This is a genomic window from Aquabacterium sp. CECT 9606, assembly GCF_918741295.1.
GTDB lineage: Bacteria > Pseudomonadota > Gammaproteobacteria > Burkholderiales > Burkholderiaceae_C > Aquabacterium.
Map to the genome: position 1 here is coordinate 859,450 of NZ_CAKKNB010000004.1, position 19,183 is coordinate 878,632.

At 63.0% G+C, this 19,183-nt stretch carries 16 protein-coding genes and 5 tRNA genes; 17 read left to right on the forward strand and 4 right to left on the reverse strand.

What is annotated here, in order from left to right:
• Nucleotides 1-46: 46 nt before the first annotated feature.
• From lon to LQ232_RS21165, 3 genes are all read left to right on the forward strand, one after another.
• On the forward strand, nt 47-2,476 hold the full coding sequence (gene lon, locus LQ232_RS21155; protein WP_230182352.1) for an endopeptidase La: 2,430 nt from the start codon (nt 47-49) through the stop codon (nt 2,474-2,476).
• A gap of 99 nt (nt 2,477-2,575) precedes the next feature.
• Nucleotides 2,576-2,651 (forward strand) — tRNA-Gly (locus LQ232_RS21160).
• A gap of 79 nt (nt 2,652-2,730) precedes the next feature.
• Nucleotides 2,731-2,804: transfer RNA gene (locus tag LQ232_RS21165), tRNA-Cys, on the forward strand.
• A gap of 24 nt (nt 2,805-2,828) precedes the next feature.
• Here the strand turns inward: LQ232_RS21165 and bla are convergent.
• Nucleotides 2,829-3,737: a class A beta-lactamase gene (gene bla / locus LQ232_RS21170; protein ID WP_230182353.1), complete on the reverse strand. Its 909-nt coding sequence runs from the start codon at nt 3,735-3,737 to the stop codon at nt 2,829-2,831.
• A 123-nt stretch (nt 3,738-3,860) separates the two neighbouring features.
• Between bla and LQ232_RS21175 the strand changes: the two genes are divergently transcribed.
• Nucleotides 3,861-4,322, forward strand: a complete 462-nt coding sequence (locus LQ232_RS21175) for a DUF4124 domain-containing protein (protein ID WP_230182354.1) — start codon at nt 3,861-3,863, stop codon at nt 4,320-4,322.
• Nucleotides 4,323-4,347: 25 nt separating this feature from the next.
• Here the strand turns inward: LQ232_RS21175 and LQ232_RS21180 are convergent, their stop codons facing one another.
• The gene (locus LQ232_RS21180) at nt 4,348-4,809 is read right to left on the reverse strand and encodes a hypothetical protein (protein WP_230182355.1); all 462 of its coding nucleotides are present in this window, start codon (nt 4,807-4,809) and stop codon (nt 4,348-4,350) included.
• A gap of 29 nt (nt 4,810-4,838) precedes the next feature.
• Nucleotides 4,839-4,928: transfer RNA gene (locus tag LQ232_RS21185), tRNA-Leu, on the reverse strand.
• 151 nt (nt 4,929-5,079) lie between these two features.
• Here LQ232_RS21185 and LQ232_RS21190 point away from each other — a divergent pair.
• A tRNA-Gly gene (locus LQ232_RS21190) sits at nt 5,080-5,155 on the forward strand.
• A 108-nt stretch (nt 5,156-5,263) separates the two neighbouring features.
• Nucleotides 5,264-5,337, forward strand: a tRNA-Cys gene (locus tag LQ232_RS21195).
• A 57-nt stretch (nt 5,338-5,394) separates the two neighbouring features.
• On the opposite strand, the gene LQ232_RS21200 is transcribed toward LQ232_RS21195, so the two are convergent.
• Nucleotides 5,395-6,789 (reverse strand): PLP-dependent aminotransferase family protein, encoded by a 1,395-nt coding sequence (locus LQ232_RS21200; RefSeq protein ID WP_230182356.1) that lies wholly within the window; start codon nt 6,787-6,789, stop codon nt 5,395-5,397.
• 355 nt (nt 6,790-7,144) lie between these two features.
• Here LQ232_RS21200 and LQ232_RS21205 point away from each other — a divergent pair, with 355 nt between their 5' ends.
• From LQ232_RS21205 to LQ232_RS21255, 11 genes are all read left to right on the forward strand, one after another.
• On the forward strand, nt 7,145-7,627 hold the full coding sequence (locus tag LQ232_RS21205; protein ID WP_230182357.1) for an MSMEG_0572/Sll0783 family nitrogen starvation response protein: 483 nt from the start codon (nt 7,145-7,147) through the stop codon (nt 7,625-7,627).
• A complete protein-coding gene (locus LQ232_RS21210; RefSeq protein WP_230182358.1) occupies nt 7,627-8,676 on the forward strand; it encodes a Nit6803 family nitrilase in 1,050 nt (349 codons plus the stop codon). The genes LQ232_RS21205 and LQ232_RS21210 overlap by 1 nt, the downstream gene beginning before the upstream one ends.
• Nucleotides 8,639-9,733 (forward strand): MSMEG_0568 family radical SAM protein, encoded by a 1,095-nt coding sequence (locus tag LQ232_RS21215; protein WP_230182406.1) that lies wholly within the window; start codon nt 8,639-8,641, stop codon nt 9,731-9,733. The genes LQ232_RS21210 and LQ232_RS21215 overlap by 38 nt, the downstream gene beginning before the upstream one ends.
• Before the next feature lie 55 nt (nt 9,734-9,788).
• Nucleotides 9,789-10,328, forward strand: coding sequence for an MSMEG_0567/Sll0786 family nitrogen starvation N-acetyltransferase (locus LQ232_RS21220; RefSeq protein ID WP_230182407.1), 540 nt, complete (start codon nt 9,789-9,791; stop codon nt 10,326-10,328).
• Nucleotides 10,325-11,308: a sll0787 family AIR synthase-like protein gene (locus LQ232_RS21225; protein ID WP_230182359.1), complete on the forward strand. Its 984-nt coding sequence runs from the start codon at nt 10,325-10,327 to the stop codon at nt 11,306-11,308. The genes LQ232_RS21220 and LQ232_RS21225 overlap by 4 nt, the downstream gene beginning before the upstream one ends.
• Nucleotides 11,301-12,545, forward strand: coding sequence for an MSMEG_0565 family glycosyltransferase (locus tag LQ232_RS21230; RefSeq protein ID WP_230182360.1), 1,245 nt, complete (start codon nt 11,301-11,303; stop codon nt 12,543-12,545). Before LQ232_RS21225 ends, LQ232_RS21230 begins: the two co-directional genes overlap by 8 nt.
• Nucleotides 12,511-12,798, forward strand: a complete 288-nt coding sequence (locus tag LQ232_RS21235; RefSeq protein ID WP_230182361.1) for an MSMEG_0570 family nitrogen starvation response protein — start codon at nt 12,511-12,513, stop codon at nt 12,796-12,798. The genes LQ232_RS21230 and LQ232_RS21235 overlap by 35 nt, the downstream gene beginning before the upstream one ends.
• A 28-nt stretch (nt 12,799-12,826) precedes the next feature.
• Entirely contained in the window at nt 12,827-14,125 is a 1,299-nt protein-coding gene (locus tag LQ232_RS21240; RefSeq protein WP_230182362.1) for an MSMEG_0569 family flavin-dependent oxidoreductase, read from the forward strand.
• A 100-nt stretch (nt 14,126-14,225) separates the two neighbouring features.
• Nucleotides 14,226-16,523, forward strand: a complete 2,298-nt coding sequence (locus tag LQ232_RS21245) for a type I secretion system permease/ATPase (RefSeq protein ID WP_230182363.1) — start codon at nt 14,226-14,228, stop codon at nt 16,521-16,523.
• A 9-nt stretch (nt 16,524-16,532) separates the two neighbouring features.
• Complete coding sequence (locus LQ232_RS21250; protein ID WP_230182364.1) at nt 16,533-17,768, forward strand: HlyD family type I secretion periplasmic adaptor subunit; 1,236 nt, start codon at nt 16,533-16,535, stop codon at nt 17,766-17,768.
• A 2-nt stretch (nt 17,769-17,770) separates the two neighbouring features.
• On the forward strand, nt 17,771-19,144 hold the full coding sequence (locus tag LQ232_RS21255; RefSeq protein ID WP_230182365.1) for a TolC family protein: 1,374 nt from the start codon (nt 17,771-17,773) through the stop codon (nt 19,142-19,144).
• Nucleotides 19,145-19,183 lie beyond the last annotated feature (39 nt).

Consider the following 19,183-nt stretch of genomic DNA (forward strand, 5'->3'; position numbering starts at 1 on the left):
TTTGGTTTTAGAGCCCCATCTGGGACTCTGACAAAGAAAGGCCATCATGTCAGGACATCCCATCCTTCCTTCTGATCCCATCAGCCTGCCGCTTCTGCCGCTGCGCGATGTGGTCGTCTTCCCCCATATGGTGATCCCACTGTTCGTGGGTCGCCCCAAGTCCATCAAGGCCCTCGAAGCCGCGATGGAAGCCGGTCGGCAGATCATGCTGGTCGCTCAAAAAGCGGCAGGCAAGGACGAGCCCAAAGCCGAGGACATGTTTGAAATCGGCTGCGTTTCCAGCATCTTGCAGATGTTGAAATTGCCCGATGGCACCGTCAAGGTGTTGGTCGAAGGCGTGCAGCGCGCCAACACCTCGTCGATTGACGATTCAGGTGAGTTCTTCACCTCGGTGGTCGTGCCCGTGCAGCCCGAAGCCAATGTGACGCCTGAAGTCGAAGCCCTGCGCCGCGCCGTGACGCAGCAGTTCGACCAATACGTCAAGCTCAACAAGAAGATCCCGCCTGAGATCCTCACTTCGATCTCCGGCATCGACGACGCTGGCCGCCTGGCCGACACCATTGCCGCTCATCTGCCTTTGAAGCTGGAAGCCAAGCAATCGGTGCTGGACCTGTTCTCGGTCTCGCAACGCCTTGAGAAGCTCCTGGAGCAACTTGAGCACGAAGTCGACATCCTGCAGGTCGAAAAGCGCATCCGTGGCCGCGTCAAGCGCCAGATGGAGAAGTCGCAGCGCGAGTACTACCTGAACGAACAGGTCAAGGCCATCCAGAAAGAACTGGGTGAAGGCGAAGAGGGCGCTGACCTCGAAGAGCTGGCCAAGAAGATCGAAGCCGCGCGCATGCCCAAAGAGGCGCGCAAGAAGGCCGATGCCGAGCTCAAGAAGCTGCGCCTGATGTCGCCCATGTCGGCCGAAGCCACCGTGGTGCGCAACTTCATCGACACGATCGTGGCGCTGCCCTGGTCCAAGAAGACCAAGATCAAGCACAACCTGGCCCACGCCGAAGAGGTCTTGAACGAAGACCACTATGGCCTGGACAAGGTCAAGGAACGCATCCTTGAGTATCTTGCTGTCCAACAACGCGTGGACAAGGTCAAGGCGCCCATCCTGTGTCTGGTCGGCCCTCCGGGTGTCGGCAAGACCTCGCTGGGGCAGTCGATTGCCCGTGCCACTGGTCGCAAGTTCGTTCGCATGGCCCTGGGTGGCGTGCGCGACGAGGCCGAGATCCGTGGTCACCGTCGCACTTACATCGGCTCCATGCCGGGCAAGGTGCTGCAGTCGCTCTCCAAGGTTGGTACGCGCAATCCGCTGTTCCTGCTGGACGAGATCGACAAGCTGGGCATGGACTTCAGGGGCGACCCATCGTCGGCCCTGCTGGAAGTGCTCGATCCCGAGCAGAACCACACCTTCGGCGATCACTACATCGAGGTCGATTTCGACTTGTCGGACGTGATGTTCGTGGCGACGTCCAACTCGCTGAACATCCCGCCGGCCTTGCTCGACCGCATGGAAGTGATCCGCCTGGCGGGTTACACCGAGGACGAGAAGGTCTCGATCGCACAGACGTACTTGCTGCCCAAACAGCGCAAGAACAACGGCGTGAAAGACGAGGAGTTGGAAGTGGCTGAATCCGCCATCCGTGGCGTGATCCGTTACTACACCCGCGAGGCCGGTGTGCGTTCGCTTGAGCGTGAAGTCTCCAAGATCTGCCGCAAGGTGGTCAAGGGCCTGGCGCTGAAGCAATACACCGGCAAGGTGGTCGTCAATGAGGACAACCTCAACGACTTCCTGAATGTGCGCCGCTATGACTATGGGCAAGCGACGAAGGACAACCAGGTCGGCCAGGTGGTTGGCTTGGCGTGGACGGAAGTGGGCGGCGATCTGCTCACCATCGAGTCGGCCAGCATGCCGGGCAAGGGTGTCATCACCCGCACCGGTTCGCTGGGCGATGTGATGAAGGAGTCGGTCGAAGCTGCCCGCACGGTGGTGCGCAGCCGCGCTGCCCGCCTGGGCATCAAGGACGAGGCGTTCGAGAAGCGCGACATCCACATCCACGTGCCCGATGGTGCCACGCCCAAGGATGGTCCGAGCGCGGGTGCGGCCATGGCCACGGCCCTGGTGTCGGTGCTCACCGGCATCCCGGTCAAGGCCAGTGTGGCCATGACGGGCGAGATCACGCTGCGAGGCGAGATCACGGCCATCGGTGGCTTGAAAGAGAAGCTGCTGGCCGCGCACCGCGGTGGCATCAAGACGGTGCTCATCCCTGAAGAGAATGTGAAGGACCTTCAGGAGATCCCAGAGAACGTCAAGAGCGCCATCGAGATCGTGCCCGTGAAGTGGATCGACAAGGTGCTGGAAATCGCCTTGGAGCGCATGCCCACGCCGTTGCCTGAGGAAGAGGCCAAGGTGGAGGTCAAGCCGGATGCTGCGCCTGCAGCGGCCGCGCCGCCGACCTCGACCGAGGCCGTGAAGCACTGATTGTTGTTTGCGAAAATCAGCGAAGCTTGATGAAAGCACCAAAATCGGTGTATAGTTCAGGTCTTCGCTGATTGCAGTAGTCAAACGCAAGCAGTCGATGCGGGAATAGCTCAGTTGGTAGAGCGCAACCTTGCCAAGGTTGAGGTCGCGAGTTCGAGTCTCGTTTCCCGCTCCAGAATGCAGAGGGAAGCCCCCGTTTTAACGATGGCTTCCCTTTTTCGCATAAGGCGGTTGCATCAGCAATTGCACAAGACGGCGCGATAGCAAAGCGGTTATGCCCCGGATTGCAAATCCGGTTAGCCCGGTTCGACTCCGGGTCGCGCCTCCACCTCCCCCAGTACCAGATCAACGCTCACCGGCGTCGCTGCAGTGCATCGGCAACGATGCGGGCTGCTGAGGCCACCACGTCGTCACGCAATCGGGCATTTTTGGCTGCTTGCGTGAAGTAAACCGCCAAGACGATGGGCGAGCCAGTGGTAGGCCACAAAACCGCGAGGTCGTTGGTGGTGCCGTGGTCTCCAGAGCCCGTTTTGTCGCCCACCATCCAGGTTTCTGGAACGCCCGCGCGGATGCGTGTGGCGCCGGTCGTGTTGCCGCGCAACCAGGTTTGCAGTTGATCGCGTTGCGGATCCGCCAGCACATTGTTCAGGGCCAGACCTTGCAGGCTGCGGGCCATGTTGTTGGGGGTTGAGGTGTCGCGTGGATCACCCGGGATGGCGGTATTCAAATCGGTTTCCCAGCGATCAAGCCGGAAGGCCTCGTCGCCAATGGAATGCGCGAAGGCCGTGACCGCGGAGGGGCCGCCCAGCAACTTCATCAGCAAGTTGGCCGCGGTGTTGTCGCTGTACTGAAGCGCAGCCGCACACAGGTCGGCGACCGTCATGCCCTGGCCAAGCTGCTTGCCGGTGATGGGAGAGTGGGCCACCAGGTCGCTGCTGCTGTAGTCCATGCGCTGCTGCATCAGCGAGGGTTGCTTGATGCTTTGGTTGAGCACGGCGCCCACGGCAATGACCTTGAAGGTGCTGCACAGCGGAAAACGTTCTTCGGCGCGGTGCAGTATTTGTGCGTTGTTGGCCACGTCGAAAGCGGCCACGCCCAAGCGGTCTCCGGAGGTGGCTTCCAGTTGGGCTAAAAGCTCTTCGGCTGCCGAGGCCTTTTTGGTGTTGGGTGCGGGCACCCTGGCCACGGTCGTGCAGGCGGTGAAGAAAGGCATCGTGGCGCAGGCCAGCAGCAATGAGCGACGATCGGGCGAATGGGGCATGGTCGAAGTCCTGGTTCTTGTCGGCGAGAGGGAAGGTAGCGGCAATCGGTGTGCCGCGATCCATCCATGGTTACTGCAGTGCAGTGCAAATTGCATTAGCCTCGTGCTCAAGGAGTAGGAATCATGGTCAAGTGCTTTGCATTTCTTGTGGTGAGTCTGGCGACCATGTCGGTGGCGGGCGCAGCTGACGTGTATCGGTGGACTGACAGCCAAGGCAAAGCCCATGCGTCAGACCGGCCGCCGGAGCGGCATCATGGCAAGGTGAGGCGAGACCACTACAAAGCGCATGAGCTGACCGAGGCGCAACGCGAAGAGGCCAAGCGCCGGGCCTTGGCAGAGAAGTCTCTGCGTGATCAAGCGGCCAAGTTGCCACCCTTGATGATGCCGCCAGAGCCAATGACGGAGGAGCCCATGGTCGATGAGCAACGCCAAGAGACCGAATGCGAGCGCATGACCCGCCTCTACCGTGAAAGCGAGGCGTGCTTTGCGCCCTTCAAGCTCTGGAACGGAGCCACCAGGGCAGAGGCTTTTCAGTACTGCACGCCGGTGGTTGAGCCATCGGTCAAATGCGGGTACGTGAGATAGATTGAAATCGCTGGCGGGAAGGTGGCTACGTCCACGCCCCGACGTGGCCATGCACTTCATGGTTGCGGGCGTCCTGCTCCAGCGGAGCGTGGTCGTACCCGACGCTGATGATTTGTTGAAGGTAAATGGGGATGAACTGCTCAAGGCCGCCCAGTGCTTCGTACTGGCAAACGTGTCGCAGTTCATGTGAGACCAGCCGTGCATCGTCATGGCCATGGACGATGAAGATGCTGTGGCCCAGTGTCAGGCCCACCATGTCGGGCCCCAGCATGCCCGTGTCCAGGACGGCTTGCCGCAATTGCAACTCGTCAACAGGAATGGGCAGCCGATCCACATGAAGAAGTCGCACGAGTTCAGGATGTTTAACCCCGACCCGATGTGCGAGTGCCAGGCCCGCGGCAGCCAAAGGCTTGCCATTCCTGGCCACCTGTTGCGCTTGGGACGCTGCCCATGCAATGGCTTCGGGCAGCAGCGCTTGAAGGTTCATGTGACGGTGCATCCAAGGCTTCACAAGCGTGGTGCCCCGGACCGGAATCGAACCGGTACGCTGCTTGCGCTAGCGGCAGATTTTAAGTCTGCAGTGTCTACCAATTTCACCACCGGGGCACGGGCCAGAGTGTAAGCCCAGCCTCCGCGGGCAAAAGCTGCAGCGCGGCGTGTTTTTGGTGCAACCTGTTTGCCAACGAGGCCAAAAAAAGTGTATAGTTGCGGTCTTGGTTGATGACTGCGAATTAACAAATAAGCAGTTGCAAACAATGCGGGAATAGCTCAGTTGGTAGAGCGCAACCTTGCCAAGGTTGAGGTCGCGAGTTCGAGTCTCGTTTCCCGCTCCAGTATTCGATTCGGCAGAATCTTGATGATCATGCGAATCACGAAAAAGGAAGCCCCCGTGACACCACAGGCTTCCTTTTTTTATACAGAATCAACGAACGCAGATTTCTGGCGCGATAGCAAAGCGGTTATGCCCCGGATTGCAAATCCGGTTAGCCCGGTTCGACTCCGGGTCGCGCCTCCAGACTTCCAATCGATCAAAGCCCATCCGTGCTGAATGCGCAGTTGGGCTTTTGCCGTTTCAGGACCGCACTGTGGCGTGTGGGTGCAAGGGATGGTCCAGCGTGTCGGCAATCAGCTTGAGGGCATCGTCGCATTCCTTGCGTGATAGCGGCCCGCCCAGGCAGATGCGCACCGCGTCCGGCGGATCGCCGTCGGTGGAGAACGCGGCGCTGGCCACCACGCCCACGCCCTGCGTGCGCAGGTAGGAAGCGAGCTCTACCGCACTCCAGGGCGATGCCAAAGGCAGCCAGAGGTGAAAGCCTTCGGGCTGGGCCTGGATCTGGTGCTGGCCCAGGTAATGGCTGGCCAGCGATTGGCGGGCGATCGATTCGGCGCGCACGGCGTGGAGCATGGCATCGGCCGTGCCATCGGTGACCCAGCGTGTGGCAAGTGCGTTGGTGATGGGTGAGGCCATGACGGTGGTGGCACGCAAGGCGCCGGCCAGGGTCTGGGCTTTGCGGGCATTGGGCGCGCAGACGTAGGCGGTGCGCAGGCCTGCGCCCAGGCATTTGCTCAGGCCGGTGATGTAGTAGGTCAACTCGGGCGCCAGCAAGGCCAATGGCGGGGGCGCTTGCCGGGGCAGCATGCCGTAGGCGTCGTCTTCGATGATGGGGATGCTGTAGCGCAGGGCGATGTCGGCCAGGGCTTCGCGCCGGCCTTTTGACACCGTGGCGGTGGTGGGGTTCAGCATGGTCGGGTTGCAATACAGGGCCTTGGGCTTGAGCGTCTTGCAGGCCTGCTCGAACTCGAAGGCGCTGGGGCCGTCGTCGTCCAGTGGCAGCGCATGCAGCTTGACGCCCAGTTGTGTGGCGATGGCCTTGATGCCGGGGTAGGTCAGGGCTTCAACGCAAATCATCTCGCCGGGGCGCGCCAGTTGCGAGACCAGGGCGGCCAGGGCGCTGTGGATGCCGGGACACACCAGCACGCGCGAGGTCTCGCAGTCTGGCAAATGTCGGCGCAGCCAGTGCACGCTGGCGTCCTTGTCCTGTGCTGAGCCGCCGAAGTCCTGGTAGCGCAGCAGGTCGTACAGGTCGGCCCTGGCCATCACGTCCTTGGCGCTTTCCTGCAAACGGGCCTGCAGGCCGGCATCTTGCGGCTCGGGCGGCAGGTTCATGGTCATCTCGGCACCGCTGCCGCCGCGCAAGGGCAGGGCGGGGCTGCTGCCGCGCACATAGCTGCCGTAGCCCGGGCGTGAGTCGATCAGGCCGCGCTTGCGTGCCTCGGCATAGGCTCTGGCCACGGTGGTGTAGTTCAGGCTCAGGTCATCGGCCAGCTCGCGCAAGGTGGGCAGGCGGTCGCGGGCAGTGAGGCGGCCGCTGCGCAGGTCTTCGGCGATGAGGTCAGCGATCAATGTGTAGGCAGGCTGCTCAGAGGATTCAAGGCGGCGCAGCCAGTGTTGGGTGGGTTTGCTCATAGGCGGATTGATCGCATTCATTGATTGCATTGGTGCGAGGCTGATTGATTGCATGAACCGGGCCTGATCGCATGGCTGCCCCAGAGCGGTCGATCCCAATCAAGGTGCATGGCCCGTCGATGATTGGAGGCATTGATTGCATGGCTGAGCGCTGTTTCGGTGCGCGATTGATCGGGGTTGTTTGGACATTCACGCGACCTGCCAAATCGTTGAAATTTTTTTCGGGCCGCCATGGCGCGTGGTTGGGACTTGATCGCGGATTGATTGCTTTTCAAGGTGGTTTTGCTGGCACACGCCATGCAAAACAGGCTGGGCACGCAGCGTTTTGCGTGCGATTCACCACCGGAGAAGATTCATGCCCAAAGTCACCAAACCCGCGAACCAAACCGGCGATTTCCTGGTTGATTACGAAGAGAAGGTCTTCGAGGACGTCAAGGCTGATCCGGGCGAAAAGGCCCTGGTCACCTTCCACACCGTGGCCTTTGAAGGGTCCATTGGTTTCGTCAACCTGCTGCAGGCCACACGCTTGCAACGCAAGGGCTTCGAAACGTCCATCCTGCTGTACGGCCCCGGCGTGACGCTGGGTGTGCAGCGGGGCTTCCCCACGCTGGGCGACGAGGCCTTCCCTGGCCATCAGAACTTCAACAACCAGATCAAAAAGTTCATCGCCGAGGGGGGCAAGGTTTACGCTTGCCGCTTTGCCCTGCAAGCCTTGTATGGACACGGGGAAGGCGCGCTGATCGAAGGCATCAAGCCGATCAGCCCGCTGGACGTTCTTGACATCGTGCTGCTGCACCGCAAGAGCAACGCCTTCATCCTGGACACCTGGACCCTGTGATGGCGACCGCCGGCATCATCCGCGCGGCCGCGGTCCAGATCTCGCCTGATTTCGACGCGCCTGATGGCACGCTGAACAAGGTGTGCGAGGCGATCGACCAGGCGGCCGCCAAGGGCGTGCAGATCGTGGTCTTCCCCGAGACCTTCGTGCCGTACTACCCGTACTTCTCGTTCGTGCGGCCACCCGTGGCTTCGGGGCCTGACCATGTGCGGCTTTACGAGCGGGCGGTGGTGGTGCCGGGGCCGGTCACCAACGCAGTCGCTGATCGTGCCAAGGCGCACGGCATCGTTGTGGTGCTGGGCGTCAACGAGCGCGACCACGGCAGCTTGTACAACACGCAGTTGATCTTCGATGGCAATGGCGAGTTGGTGCTCAAGCGACGCAAGCTGACGCCCACCTTCCATGAACGCATGATCTGGGGGCAGGGAGACGCGGCGGGGCTGAAGGTGGTCAGCACCAGCGTGGGCCGCGTGGGCGCATTGGCCTGCTGGGAGCACTACAACCCGCTGGCCCGCTATGCGCTGATGACGCAGCACGAAGAGATCCACTGCGCGCAGTTCCCGGGCTCGCTGGTGGGCCCCATCTTCGGAGATCAGATCGAAGCCACGATCCGCCACCATGCGTTGGAGGCGGGCTGCTTCGTCATCAACGCTACCGGCTGGCTGACCGATGCGCAGATCACCGCGATCACACCCGACCCGGCCTTGCAGAAGGCGCTGCGCGGCGGCTGCAACACGGCCATCGTCTCGCCAGAAGGCGTGCACCTGGCGCCACCTTTGAAGGAAGGCGAAGGCATGGTCATCGCTGATCTGGACATGGCGCTGATCACCAAGCGCAAACGGATGATGGACTCGGTGGGCCACTACGCGCGGCCCGAACTGCTGAGCCTGGCCATCAACGACCGACCTGCCACCACAGCCTTCCCCATGCCATCACGGAGCCAAGACCATGACCACCACGCTGGACAGCAATCCAACACTTCCTCCGCCCTCGGCGGCCAGCCGGCAACTGATGACGGAGCTGCAGTCCTTCGGCTTGCGGCTGGCTGACCCGGGCGCGCCCCATGGTGGCGTGGCCAGCCGCCGTGGCGGTGCGGGCCCGTCGGACCACAAGGCGGTGACGGTGGATGGGCACACCATCATGGTTCCCGTGCACACGTCCAGCGCGTGGAACTCGCCCTTCGTGGCGCAGGCGCCGGATGCGCAGGGACGCAGCAAGCTGACGCGTGGCAGCATCCCGATCGCGAGCATTGCTTTCCCGAAGGCGCCACGCTTCTATGCGTTGCAGACTTTCGATGGCGTGCCGTACTCGCACATCGCGACGCTGCATGGCTCGGATGTGCTGGCCACGACCGTGCTGCAGGAGTGCATCCGCTACGCCAGCCGGCGCAAGACCTGTCAGTTCTGTGCCATCGGCCAATCGCTGGCGGCGGGCCGCACGATCGCCCACAAGACTCCCGACCAACTGGCCGAGGTGGCGCGCGCCGCTGTGCTGCTGGACGGCGTCAAGCACATGGTGATGACCACGGGCACGCCCAACGCCACCGACCGTGGGGCCAAGATGCTGTGTGAGAGCGCCTTGGCCATCAAGGCCGCGGTGCCCGAGCTGCCCTTGCAAGGCCAGTGCGAGCCACCGGACGACGACCGGTGGTTTCAGCGCATGCACGCTGCCGGCATCGACACCCTGGGCATGCACCTGGAAGCCGTGACGCCCGAGGTGCGCGAGCGCATCATGCCGGGCAAGGCCTCGGTGCCGCTGAGCCGCTACATGGATGCGTTTGAAGCCTCGGTGAAGGTGTTCGGACGCGGGCAGGTCAGCACCTACATCCTGGCTGGGCTGGGCGACACGCGCGAGGCCATCTTGTCGATCTCTGAAAAGCTGCTGGCCTTGGGCGTGTACCCCTTCGTCGTGCCCTTCGTGCCCATCAGCGGCACGCCGCTGGAAGACCACGCGCCGCCATCGTCCGAGTTCATGAAATCGCTGCTGGAGCCGCTGGGCGCCATGGTGGGCCAAGCTGGCCTGCGTTCGGGCGACATCAAGGCAGGTTGCGGCAAGTGCGGTGCGTGCTCGTCGCTGTCGGTGTACGAAACCGGCGCCACGGCTTGACGGGGTGCTCAGCATGGATGCCACCACCTTGAACCATCCTGTCGCCACCGAGGCGATGTGCGATCTGCCGACCACCTTCACGCCCTGCGAGTTCCGCGTGAAGTGGGCCGATGGTGCCTGGGAGGTCGACCAAGCCCGGCGCCTGAGGCGCGCGGTGTTCTGCGTGGAGCAGGGCATCTTCGTGGGTGATGACCTGGACGTGATCGACGCGCAGGCGCAGCCCCTGGTGGCTGTGTCTCAAGTGGGTGGCATGCCCGACCAGGTGGTGGGCACGGTGCGCATCCATGAAGCCGAGCCAGGCCTGTGGTGGGGCTCGCGCCTGGCGGTGCACGCGGCATTCAGGCAGCACGGGCGCCTGGGCGCCATGTTGATCCGCCTGGCGGTGTGCAGCGCGCATGCGCGGGGCTGCCACCTCTTTCTGGCCCATGTGCAGCAGCAGAACGTGTCGCTGTTCGAGAAGCTGAACTGGACCTGGCTGAAAGCCGAGACCTTGCATGGCAGGCCGCACGCCTTGATGCAAGCCCAGCTTGACCAGCACCCGCCGTGCCACGACCCCCTGTGGGGCTTCGCCACCCGCAGCAGGAGCGCCGCATGACTCTGGCCGAACTGACCACCGCCCTGCAGTCAAGTCGGGGCTTCGCCCACAAGCGCGACATTGGCGACGTGGTGGGGGCCTTGGCCAGGGCCCTGCCTGGCGGAGTTGATGACTTGTCGCAAGCCGTGGCCGTGGGCGATGACTGTGCCGCCATCCCGGATGGCGATGGCTACTTGCTGTTCGCCATCGAAGGCTTCGTGGAAGACTTCATCGACAGCATGCCCTGGTTCGCGGGCTACTGCGGCGTGATGGTGAACGTGAGCGACATCTACGCCATGGGTGGCCGCCCCATCGCCGTGGTTGATGCCTTGTGGAGCGCGGGCATGACCCCGGGCAGCGAAGTGCTGAAAGGCCTGGCGGCGGCCTCGCACCGTTATGGCGTGCCCATCGTGGGAGGCCACAGCAACAACCGCAGCGAGCGCGGCCAACTGGCCGTGGCCATTCTGGGCAAGGCCAAAAAATTGCTGACCAGTTTTGACGCCCGGCCGGGTGACCGCCTGCTGATGGCCGTGGACCTGCGCGGCGCTTACCAGGAGCCGCATCCCTATTGGAATGCCTCGACCAGTGCACCAGCCGAACGCTTGCGCGCCGACCTGGATCTGCTGCCCGAGTTGGCCGAGGCTGGTCTGTGCGATGCCGCCAAGGACATCAGCATGGCCGGTGCCGTGGGCACGGCCTTGATGCTGTTGGAATGCTCCAAGGTTGGCGCGGTGATCTACCTGGACGCCATCCCCCGGCCACCTGAGGTGCCCTTGCTGCGTTGGCTGCAATCGTTTCCCAGCTACGGTTTTGTGCTGAGCGTGCGGCCTGAACTGGCGGCGGCGGTGACGGCCCGGTTCAGAGCGCGCGGGCTGGCTTGCCAGGAGGTGGGCGAGGTGACGGCATCACCCAAAGTGCTGCTGCGCCACGAGGGCGAAGAGGCCCTGCTGTGGGATGTGTCCGCGCAGACCTTCATTGGTGCGAGGTCAGGCGATGTCTGAGTACTTGAACGCATCGCTGCGCGTTGCCTTGCTGACGCATTCGGTCAACCCACGCGGTGGCGTGGTGCACACCCTGGAGCTGGCACAGGCCTTGCACAACGCCGGCCACCGGGTCACGGTGATGGCCCCGGCCATGTCAGGCCAGCGCTTCTTCAGACCACTGCCATGCGCGGTCGAATTGATCCCGGTGGGCGCGGTGCCCAGCGACATGGCCGAGATGGTGGCTTCTCGGATCAAAGCCGTCGAACAGCATGTTCTTCAGATGCTGGACGCTGGCCATGCCTTCGATGTGCTGCATGCGCAGGATTCCATCAGTGCCAATGCCTTGGCCAACTTGCGTGACCGTGGCGCGATCGAGGGGTTTGTGCGGACCGTGCACCACCTGGACCAGTTTGACGACCCCCGCCTGATGGCCTGGCAGCAACGAGGTTTCTTGCGGGCGAGCCAGCTGATGTGCGTCAGCCAACTGTGGCAAGGCATCTTGCGCCATGAACACGGTGTGGACGCTTCATTGGTTCACAACGGCGTTGATTGCCAGCGCTACACAAGCCAGGTGGGCAGCCACGATGAAAGCGTTCGGCGTCGACACGGCATGGGCCGCGGTGCTGCGGCTGGCGAGCCCGTGTTCCTGGTGATCGGTGGCATTGAAGAGCGCAAGAACACCCAGCGCGTGCTGGAGGCCTTCATCCAGTTCAGGGCCATGCAGCCCCACGCCCAGTTGGTGATCGTGGGCGGGGCCAGCCTGCTCAACCACGACGCTTACCGACAGCAGTTCAGCACCAGCTTGACTGCCCATGGTTTGGCCGTGGGGCCAGGCCAAGCGGTGGTCATCACTGGTCCGGTGCCCGATGCTGACATGCCCGCCTTGTTCCGAGCCGCCGATGCGCTGCTGATGCCATCACTGCGCGAAGGCTTTGGCCTGGTGGTGCTGGAGGCACTGGCCAGTGGCACGCCGGTGGTGGTCTCGCGCATGGCACCGTTCACCGAACATCTGGGCGAGGACGATGGCCTGTGGGTCGATCCCCTCAGCGTGGCGTCGATCTCGCACGCCATGCAGCGCGCGCTGGACCCTGCCCACGCCCGGGCACTGGCCCTTGAGACCCCGGCCGTGTGCCAGCGCTTCAGCTGGCCCGCCAGCGCGCTGCGGCACACCGCCTTGTACCGCGCCTTTCATTCACTGGAACTGAACCGAGAACCACCCCATGCCCGCCATGCTCTTTCACCTTCGCTGGCCTGATGGCAGCGAGACGCGTTGCTACTCGCCCTCGCTGGTCATCAAGGATTACTTCCAACCCGGTCAGACCTACCCGCTGCCGCAGTTCATGGCCCAGGTGCGCGAGGCCCTGAACATCGCCTCGGAGCGGGTCCGTGCCAAGTTTGGCTTTGCCTGTTCGCAGGCCATGGACCAACTCGCCGAGCTTGAGATGCTGGCCCAGCGCTTTGACAGCCTGGACAGCGCCCAAGTCCAGGTCCTGTCCTTTGACGAATGAACCACAGACGCATTTCAACGAGATCACCATGAGCAAGACCACCACAACCACCCCTCAACACCATGGCGTCATCGTCGTGGGCGGCGGCCAGGCCGGCCTGTCGGTCAGCCACTACCTGCAGCAGCGCCGCATCGACCACCTGGTGATCGAGAAAAGCCAGCCCATGCACTCGTGGCGCACCCAGCGATGGGATGCTTTCTGCCTGGTCACGCCCAACTGGCAATGCAAGCTGCCGGGTTGGGAGTACCAGGGCAACGACCCGCATGGGTTCATGAAGAAGGACGAGATCCTGGCCTACCTCGAAGGCTTCAAACAGCACGTGAACGCCCCCTTGATGGAAGGCGTGGCCGTCAAGCGGGTGGCACCCCGTCGGCAAGGCGGTTTTGAAGTCTCAACCTCGGCAGGCGAGTTCACCGCGGACCAGGTTGTCGTAGCTTCGGGCGGCTACCACCAGCCCATCATTCCGCGCATGGCCGAGCGCCTGCCGCCCGATGTCGTCCAGATCCACTCCGAGCAATACCGCAACCCGCAGGCCTTGCCCGAAGGCGCCGTGCTGGTGGTGGGCTGCGGCCAGTCCGGCGCGCAGATCGCCGAAGACCTGCACCTGGGCGGCCGAAAGGTATTCCTGGCCACCGGCAACGCGCCTCGCTGCGCGCGCTTCTACCGGGGCAAGGACGTGGTCGACTGGTTGGCCGACATGGGTTATTACGAAAAATCGGTGAACGAGCACCCCTTGCGCGAGGGTGTGCGTGACAACACCAACCACTACGTCACCGGCCGCGATGGTGGCCGCGACATCGACCTGCGCAAGTTCGCCAGCGAGGGCATGGAGTTGTTCGGCCTGCTCAAAGGCTTGGATGGTGAGGTGCTGCAGTTCGAGGGCGACCTGGCCGACAACCTGGACCACGCGGACCGCATCTACAACGGCATCAACGCCTCGATCGACCAGTTCATCGCGGCCTCCGGCATCGAAGCGCCACCCGGTGAGGTCTACAAACCTCTTTGGCAGCCCACAGAAGAACGTCTGAGCCTGGACCTGCGTGCGGCTGGCATCACCTCAATCGTCTGGTGCATCGGCTTCCAGCCTGATTTCAGCTGGCTGGACGCGCCGGTGTTCAACGGAAAAGGGCACCCGGGTCATGTTCGTGGTGTGACGGCCGTGCCGGGCCTGTATTTCATCGGGTTACCCTGGTTGCACACCTGGGGCTCTGGCCGATTTTCCGGGGTCGCGCGGGATGCGCTGTTCCTGGCCCAGCAAATCGAGGCGCGCCGGCCCGAAGCGGCGGCCCGAGCCGAAAAGCCGGAGGAGATGAGCCTCTTGTCCTGAGTCAGACCCGGAATTGACGGGTCAACATGCTTTTATTGCGCCTTAAGTCCTGACGGTCGATCTCTAGCATCCAGAGGTACGACATGAAGGAGTTTTCTAGGTGGAAGACGCAGTTGACCCTGGTTTGGCCGATCCGCATGAGGCGCTAGAGCCCCAAGCGGAAGGCGAGGGTGCGTCTTCTTCCTACGGGCCCACCCCCACCGACCCGATGCTGGAGGCGCTGCTTTGGCTGTGTCGCCACCACGGCGTGGACCGCACTCCGGCGTCCTTGCTCAATGGCATGCAACTGAATGGGCCCATGACGGCCGTTCAGGCAGTGCAACTGTTGCGCCAGGCGGGCTTCAGTGCCACCTTGGTTCGCCGTCCGCCCAGCAAGATCCTGACCTTGCTGATGCCGGTGGTGCTGCTGCTGAAAAACGGCGACGCCTGCATCGTGACGCGCCGCGTGGGCGAACGCTCCAAGCGTGCTGGCGGTGCCCGCTACGAAGTGATCATGCCGGGTGCGGACAACGAGATCTGCACCGCCACCGAAGAAGAGTTGCTGCCCGAATATTCAGGCTACACGCTGGTGGCGGCCTTGCGCGCCGGCATGCGCCACGGCACACCCGAAGTCGAAACGGATTCCGATTCACACTGGCTGTGGTCGACGCTCAAGAATTACGTGCCGTACTACCGCTCGGCCATGCTGGCCGCCTTGCTCAGCAATGTGCTGATGCTGGTGACGGGGTTCTTCACCTCGGTGGTGTACGACAAGGTCATTCCCAACAAGGCGATGATCACCTTGTGGTCTTTGGGCGCGGGCACCTTGCTGGGCATCGCCTTTGACCTGGTGGCGCGCCAGTTACGCAGCTACCTGATCGACATGGCCGGCAAGAAAGCCGACCTGAAGCTGGGCAACATGCTGTTCAACCAGGCGCTGGCCATTCGGCTGGAGCACCGGCCCGAATCGGCAGGCTCCTTTGCCCATCGCCTGGCCCAGATCGAGGTGGTGCGCGACTTCACCGCCTCGGCCAGCATCTCCGTGCTCACGGACATGCCTTTCATTTTGTTGTTCGTGGTGATGACCTATGTCATCGCCGGGCCCTTGGTGACGGTCTTGCTGGTGGCGGTGCCGCTGGTGCTGGGACTGTCCTGGGGCATTCAGAAATACCTGCGCCGGATGATGTCGGCCAACATGAGCCAGCATGCCAACCTGCAAGGCGTGCTGGTTGAAGCGGTCGAAGGCATGGAAGACGTGCGGGCCGCGGGTGCCCAAGGCTACTTCTCGACCCGTTACGAAGAAGCCAATGCCGCCGCCGCGCAAAGCTCGCTGCGGTCGCGGGCCATGGCCAGTTGGGTCAGCAACTTCACCATGGTCATCCAGCCACTGGTGACCGTGTGCATGCTCATCTGGGGCGTCTTGCTGATCGAAGACAACAAGATTTCCGGTGGCGCCTTGATTGGCGCTGTGATGTTCGCAGGCCGTGCCATTGCACCGCTGACCTCGGTGGTGTCACTGGCCGGGCGTTACCAAGGGGCCCGTGCCGCCTTGATGTCCCTGAACGAGTTGATGGCCCTGCCGACTGAACGCGAGCCGGGCAAGCGCTACTTGTCACGCACTTCATTGACTGGGCAAGTGGGCTTGCACGACGTGAGCTTTGCCTACCCCAAAGGCAAGAACCAGCATGCACCCACGGTGCTCAAGGGTGTGAGCCTGCAGATCAGGCCGGGTGAGCGCGTGGCCATCCTGGGCAAGATCGGCAGTGGCAAGTCCACGATCTTGCGTTTGCTCGGCGGCTTGTACCAACCCACCGATGGTTTTGTCGAAGTGGACGGCATCGACCTGCGCCAGATCGACCCCACCGATTTCAGAACGCACGTGGGCTTCGTGTCGCAAGAGCCCAGACTCTTCCACGGCACGCTGAAAGACAACGTGATGCTGGGCCGCGCCAACGCGGACATGAACCACTTCATCCATGTGGCACGCCTGACTGGCCTGGACAAACTGGCCGCAGCACACCCCATGGGCTACGACCTGCCAGTGGGTGAGATGGGCGCCTTGCTGTCAGGGGGCCAACGCCAGTTGGTGGCCTTGGCGCGTTGCCTGGTCACACGTTCTCAGATCTTGCTGATGGACGAGCCCACCAGCTCGATGGACGCGCAAGCCGAATCCAGCTTCATCAACCACCTGAAGACGGCCGTGGATGGCCAGACCCTCGTGGTGGTGACGCACCGCCCCGCCTTGCTGGACGTGGTGGACCGTGTGATCGTGGTCGACTCCGGCAAGATCCTGGCGGATGGACCGAAGGCGCACGTGCTGGCCTTGCTGGCCGGCCGCCCCGTGCCAGCCGCTCCTCAGCCTGCGGCGGCGGAGGCTCCCCAAGTGCGGCGTGAGTTGTCTGCCGCGGGCGGGATGTAGGGAGGGCGGATGTCATCACATGCCGACCAACCGGTCCAGGGCAGTTACTTTCGCGGCGACGAGCAATTCTTGTCGGGCGTCAAGGAAGCGCAACTCAATGAGGCCACACCGCGGGCCTCATGGGCGCTTTACCTCATGCTGGCTGCGGTATTTTCGGCCATTGTCTGGGCTTTCGTCGCCCGGGTGGACCAGGTGACCAAGGCCGAAGGCCGTGTGGTGTCCGATGGGCGCGAGCAAGTGATCGCCAGCCTGGAAGGCGGCATCCTGCACAAGGTGTTGGTGCGCGAAGGCATGGTCGTGGAAAAAGGCCAGGACCTGCTGCAGATGGACCCGACCCGGTACGAAGCCCAGCAGAACGAAGGCCAGGCCAAGCTGGTGGCTTTAAAGGGCACCTTGTCCCGCCTGGTGGCCGAATCCACAGGGCGGCGTTTGCTGTTTCCGCCAGAAGTTTTGGCCCAGCCGGTGATCGTGCAGGGCGAGAGCGAGTCTTACGCCGCGCGCCGTCAGGCACTGGAAGAGGGCGTGGCCGTGAACCGCCGCAGTCTGGCCTTGCTCAACCGCGAACTGGCCATGGCCCAGCGCATGTCGGCCAAGGGCTTGATGTCCGAGGTGGAAGTGATGCGCCTGCAACGCCAGGGCAATGACCTGACCTTGCAGATCCAGGAACGCATCAACCGTTTCCGCCAGGAGGCCAGCACCGAGCTGGTCAAGGCGCGCACGGAACTGGCTCAGTTGGAAGAGCAGATGGTGGTCAAGCAGGACGTGTTGACCCGCACCACTTTGAAGTCGCCCGTGCATGGCCTGGTCAAGAACATCCGCATCGGCACGGTCGGTGGCGTGGTTCAAGCGGGCGCGCCCATCATGGAAATTTTGCCCATCGGGCCCCGCGTGCTGATCGAAGCCCGCATCAAGCCCTCGGACATCGGCTTCGTGAAGGTGGGCCTGCCGGTCACCGTCAAGTTGTCGGCCTACGACTACTACGTCTACGGCGGCCTCAAGGGCACGATCGATTACCTCAGCCCCGATGCGCTGGGCGAAGAGGCCAAGGCCGCCAATGCGCCGGACACGACCTATTACCGGGCCCTGATCCGGTCCGATCAATCCACCTTGCACAAGGGCAACAAGCCTTTGATGGTGATGCCTGGCATGACGGCATCCGTGGAGGTGCGCACCGGCGAGCGCTCGGTGCTGGAGTACCTGCTCATGCCGATGATCAAGTCACAGGAAGCCTTCCGGGAACGTTAGCCATGAAATTTATCGAAACACTGAAGGCGTCTTTGCTGGCATCCGCCTTGGCCAGCGTGGTTGGCGGGCAAGCCCTGGCGGCCCGTTGTACCGACGACATCGCCAACTTGCCGGCCGCGAAATCCGGCGCCAGGGCGCCCGCCGAAACCGAAGCGCCGCTGGACCCGATGACGCAGTTGCAGCTCATTGCCCGGGAAGCGGCCAAACGCAGCGCCGAAGTGGGCGCGGCACGCTTGCTGGCCGAGGCCGCCGAATACGATCTGGAAGAGACCAAGGGCGGGCGCTATCCGCAAGTCAGCGTCAGCGGCACCGTGGGTGCTGGCAACACCAAGGTGGATGGCGTGACAACCCAGAAGGGCAACCTGTCCAGCGTCTCTTTGAACATGTCGTCCAATCTGTACGACGGTGGCCGCTTGAACCGCTTGACCGAATGGCGCACTCAACTGGCCGGCTCGGCCAAGTACGGCGCCGCGGTCACGCAAGAGCAGGTGGTGCTGGAAGCGGTGACCACGGCTTTGGAGCGCAACCGCTATCGACTGCAAGCCCAGGTGTACCAACAGTACGCCCGCAAGATGAGCTGTCTGGTCGAGGCCCTGGAAGGCATCGTGGCGGAGGACAAAGGCCGCGCCAGCGAGCTGGTCCAGGCACGCAAAACCCAGGCGCAAACCGAGTTGTCTCGCGATGGCGCCTTGGCCCAAAGCCGCCAGATCGAGTTGCGTTTGCGCAAGCTGATTGGCGACAAGTTGTCGCTGGGTGAGGGCATCACGGTGCCACTGGCCGCCGTGCCTGAAATCGGCGAGATCAACCGCCAGATCGAATTTGGCAACGATGCGCAGCAACTGCGCACCCAGGCGGATGCCATGGACAGCTATGCCCGGGCCGTGGTGGCGGGGCAAAAGCCGCAGCTCAACTGGGCCTTGTCCAAGACCGAAGGCATGGCGGGGTCGGCCAAGGTGTCGTCCTGGCAAGCCGGTGTGAGCGTGTCCTACAGCTTGTTCAACGGCTTTTCCGACAAGGCCGCCTCCATGGCCGCGACCAAGCGTGCCGAGTCGGCGCGACAGCAGTTGGCCGAGTTGCTGGCTTCAAAGTTCGCCCGCACCGCAGAGATCTATGACATCGCGACCACCTCGCTGGAGCGGGCCAAGCGCTACGTAGACGTGCTCCGGGACAGCGAGCGGGTGCGCAATTTCACCTTCCAGCAATGGTCGCAGCTGGGCAAGCGATCTTTGTTTGACGTGATGTCCGCCGAGTCGGATCACTTTGGTTTGCGCATCGCCTATGTCAACTCCTTGCACGACGGCTTTGCCGCCAGCGCGCAAATGAGGTCCATGGGGGCTGGCCTGACGGCGTGGTTGATGCCAGAGCAAAAACCATGATGATCAAGCTGGCCCTGAAATGGTCGATAACACCCGTAA

Excerpts from the sequence above, each read along its gene's own strand:
- LQ232_RS21175 (WP_230182354.1), top strand. The coding sequence starts at position 3,861 with ATGGTCAAGTGCTTTGCATTTCTTGTGGTGAGTCTGGCGACCATGTCG.
- LQ232_RS21255 (WP_230182365.1), top strand. The coding sequence starts at position 17,771 with ATGAAATTTATCGAAACACTGAAGGCGTCTTTGCTGGCATCCGCCTTG.
- lon (WP_230182352.1), top strand. The coding sequence starts at position 47 with ATGTCAGGACATCCCATCCTTCCTTCTGATCCCATCAGCCTGCCGCTT.
- LQ232_RS21220 (WP_230182407.1), top strand. The coding sequence starts at position 9,789 with ATGTGCGATCTGCCGACCACCTTCACGCCCTGCGAGTTCCGCGTGAAG.
- LQ232_RS21215 (WP_230182406.1), top strand. The coding sequence starts at position 8,639 with ATGACGGAGCTGCAGTCCTTCGGCTTGCGGCTGGCTGACCCGGGCGCG.
- LQ232_RS21205 (WP_230182357.1), top strand. The coding sequence starts at position 7,145 with ATGCCCAAAGTCACCAAACCCGCGAACCAAACCGGCGATTTCCTGGTT.
- LQ232_RS21210 (WP_230182358.1), top strand. The coding sequence starts at position 7,627 with ATGGCGACCGCCGGCATCATCCGCGCGGCCGCGGTCCAGATCTCGCCT.
- LQ232_RS21225 (WP_230182359.1), top strand. The coding sequence starts at position 10,325 with ATGACTCTGGCCGAACTGACCACCGCCCTGCAGTCAAGTCGGGGCTTC.
- LQ232_RS21235 (WP_230182361.1), top strand. The coding sequence starts at position 12,511 with ATGCCCGCCATGCTCTTTCACCTTCGCTGGCCTGATGGCAGCGAGACG.
- bla (WP_230182353.1), bottom strand. The coding sequence starts at position 3,737 with ATGCCCCATTCGCCCGATCGTCGCTCATTGCTGCTGGCCTGCGCCACG.
- LQ232_RS21230 (WP_230182360.1), top strand. The coding sequence starts at position 11,301 with ATGTCTGAGTACTTGAACGCATCGCTGCGCGTTGCCTTGCTGACGCAT.
- LQ232_RS21200 (WP_230182356.1), bottom strand. The coding sequence starts at position 6,789 with ATGAGCAAACCCACCCAACACTGGCTGCGCCGCCTTGAATCCTCTGAG.
- LQ232_RS21180 (WP_230182355.1), bottom strand. The coding sequence starts at position 4,809 with ATGAACCTTCAAGCGCTGCTGCCCGAAGCCATTGCATGGGCAGCGTCC.
- LQ232_RS21250 (WP_230182364.1), top strand. The coding sequence starts at position 16,533 with ATGTCATCACATGCCGACCAACCGGTCCAGGGCAGTTACTTTCGCGGC.
- LQ232_RS21240 (WP_230182362.1), top strand. The coding sequence starts at position 12,827 with ATGAGCAAGACCACCACAACCACCCCTCAACACCATGGCGTCATCGTC.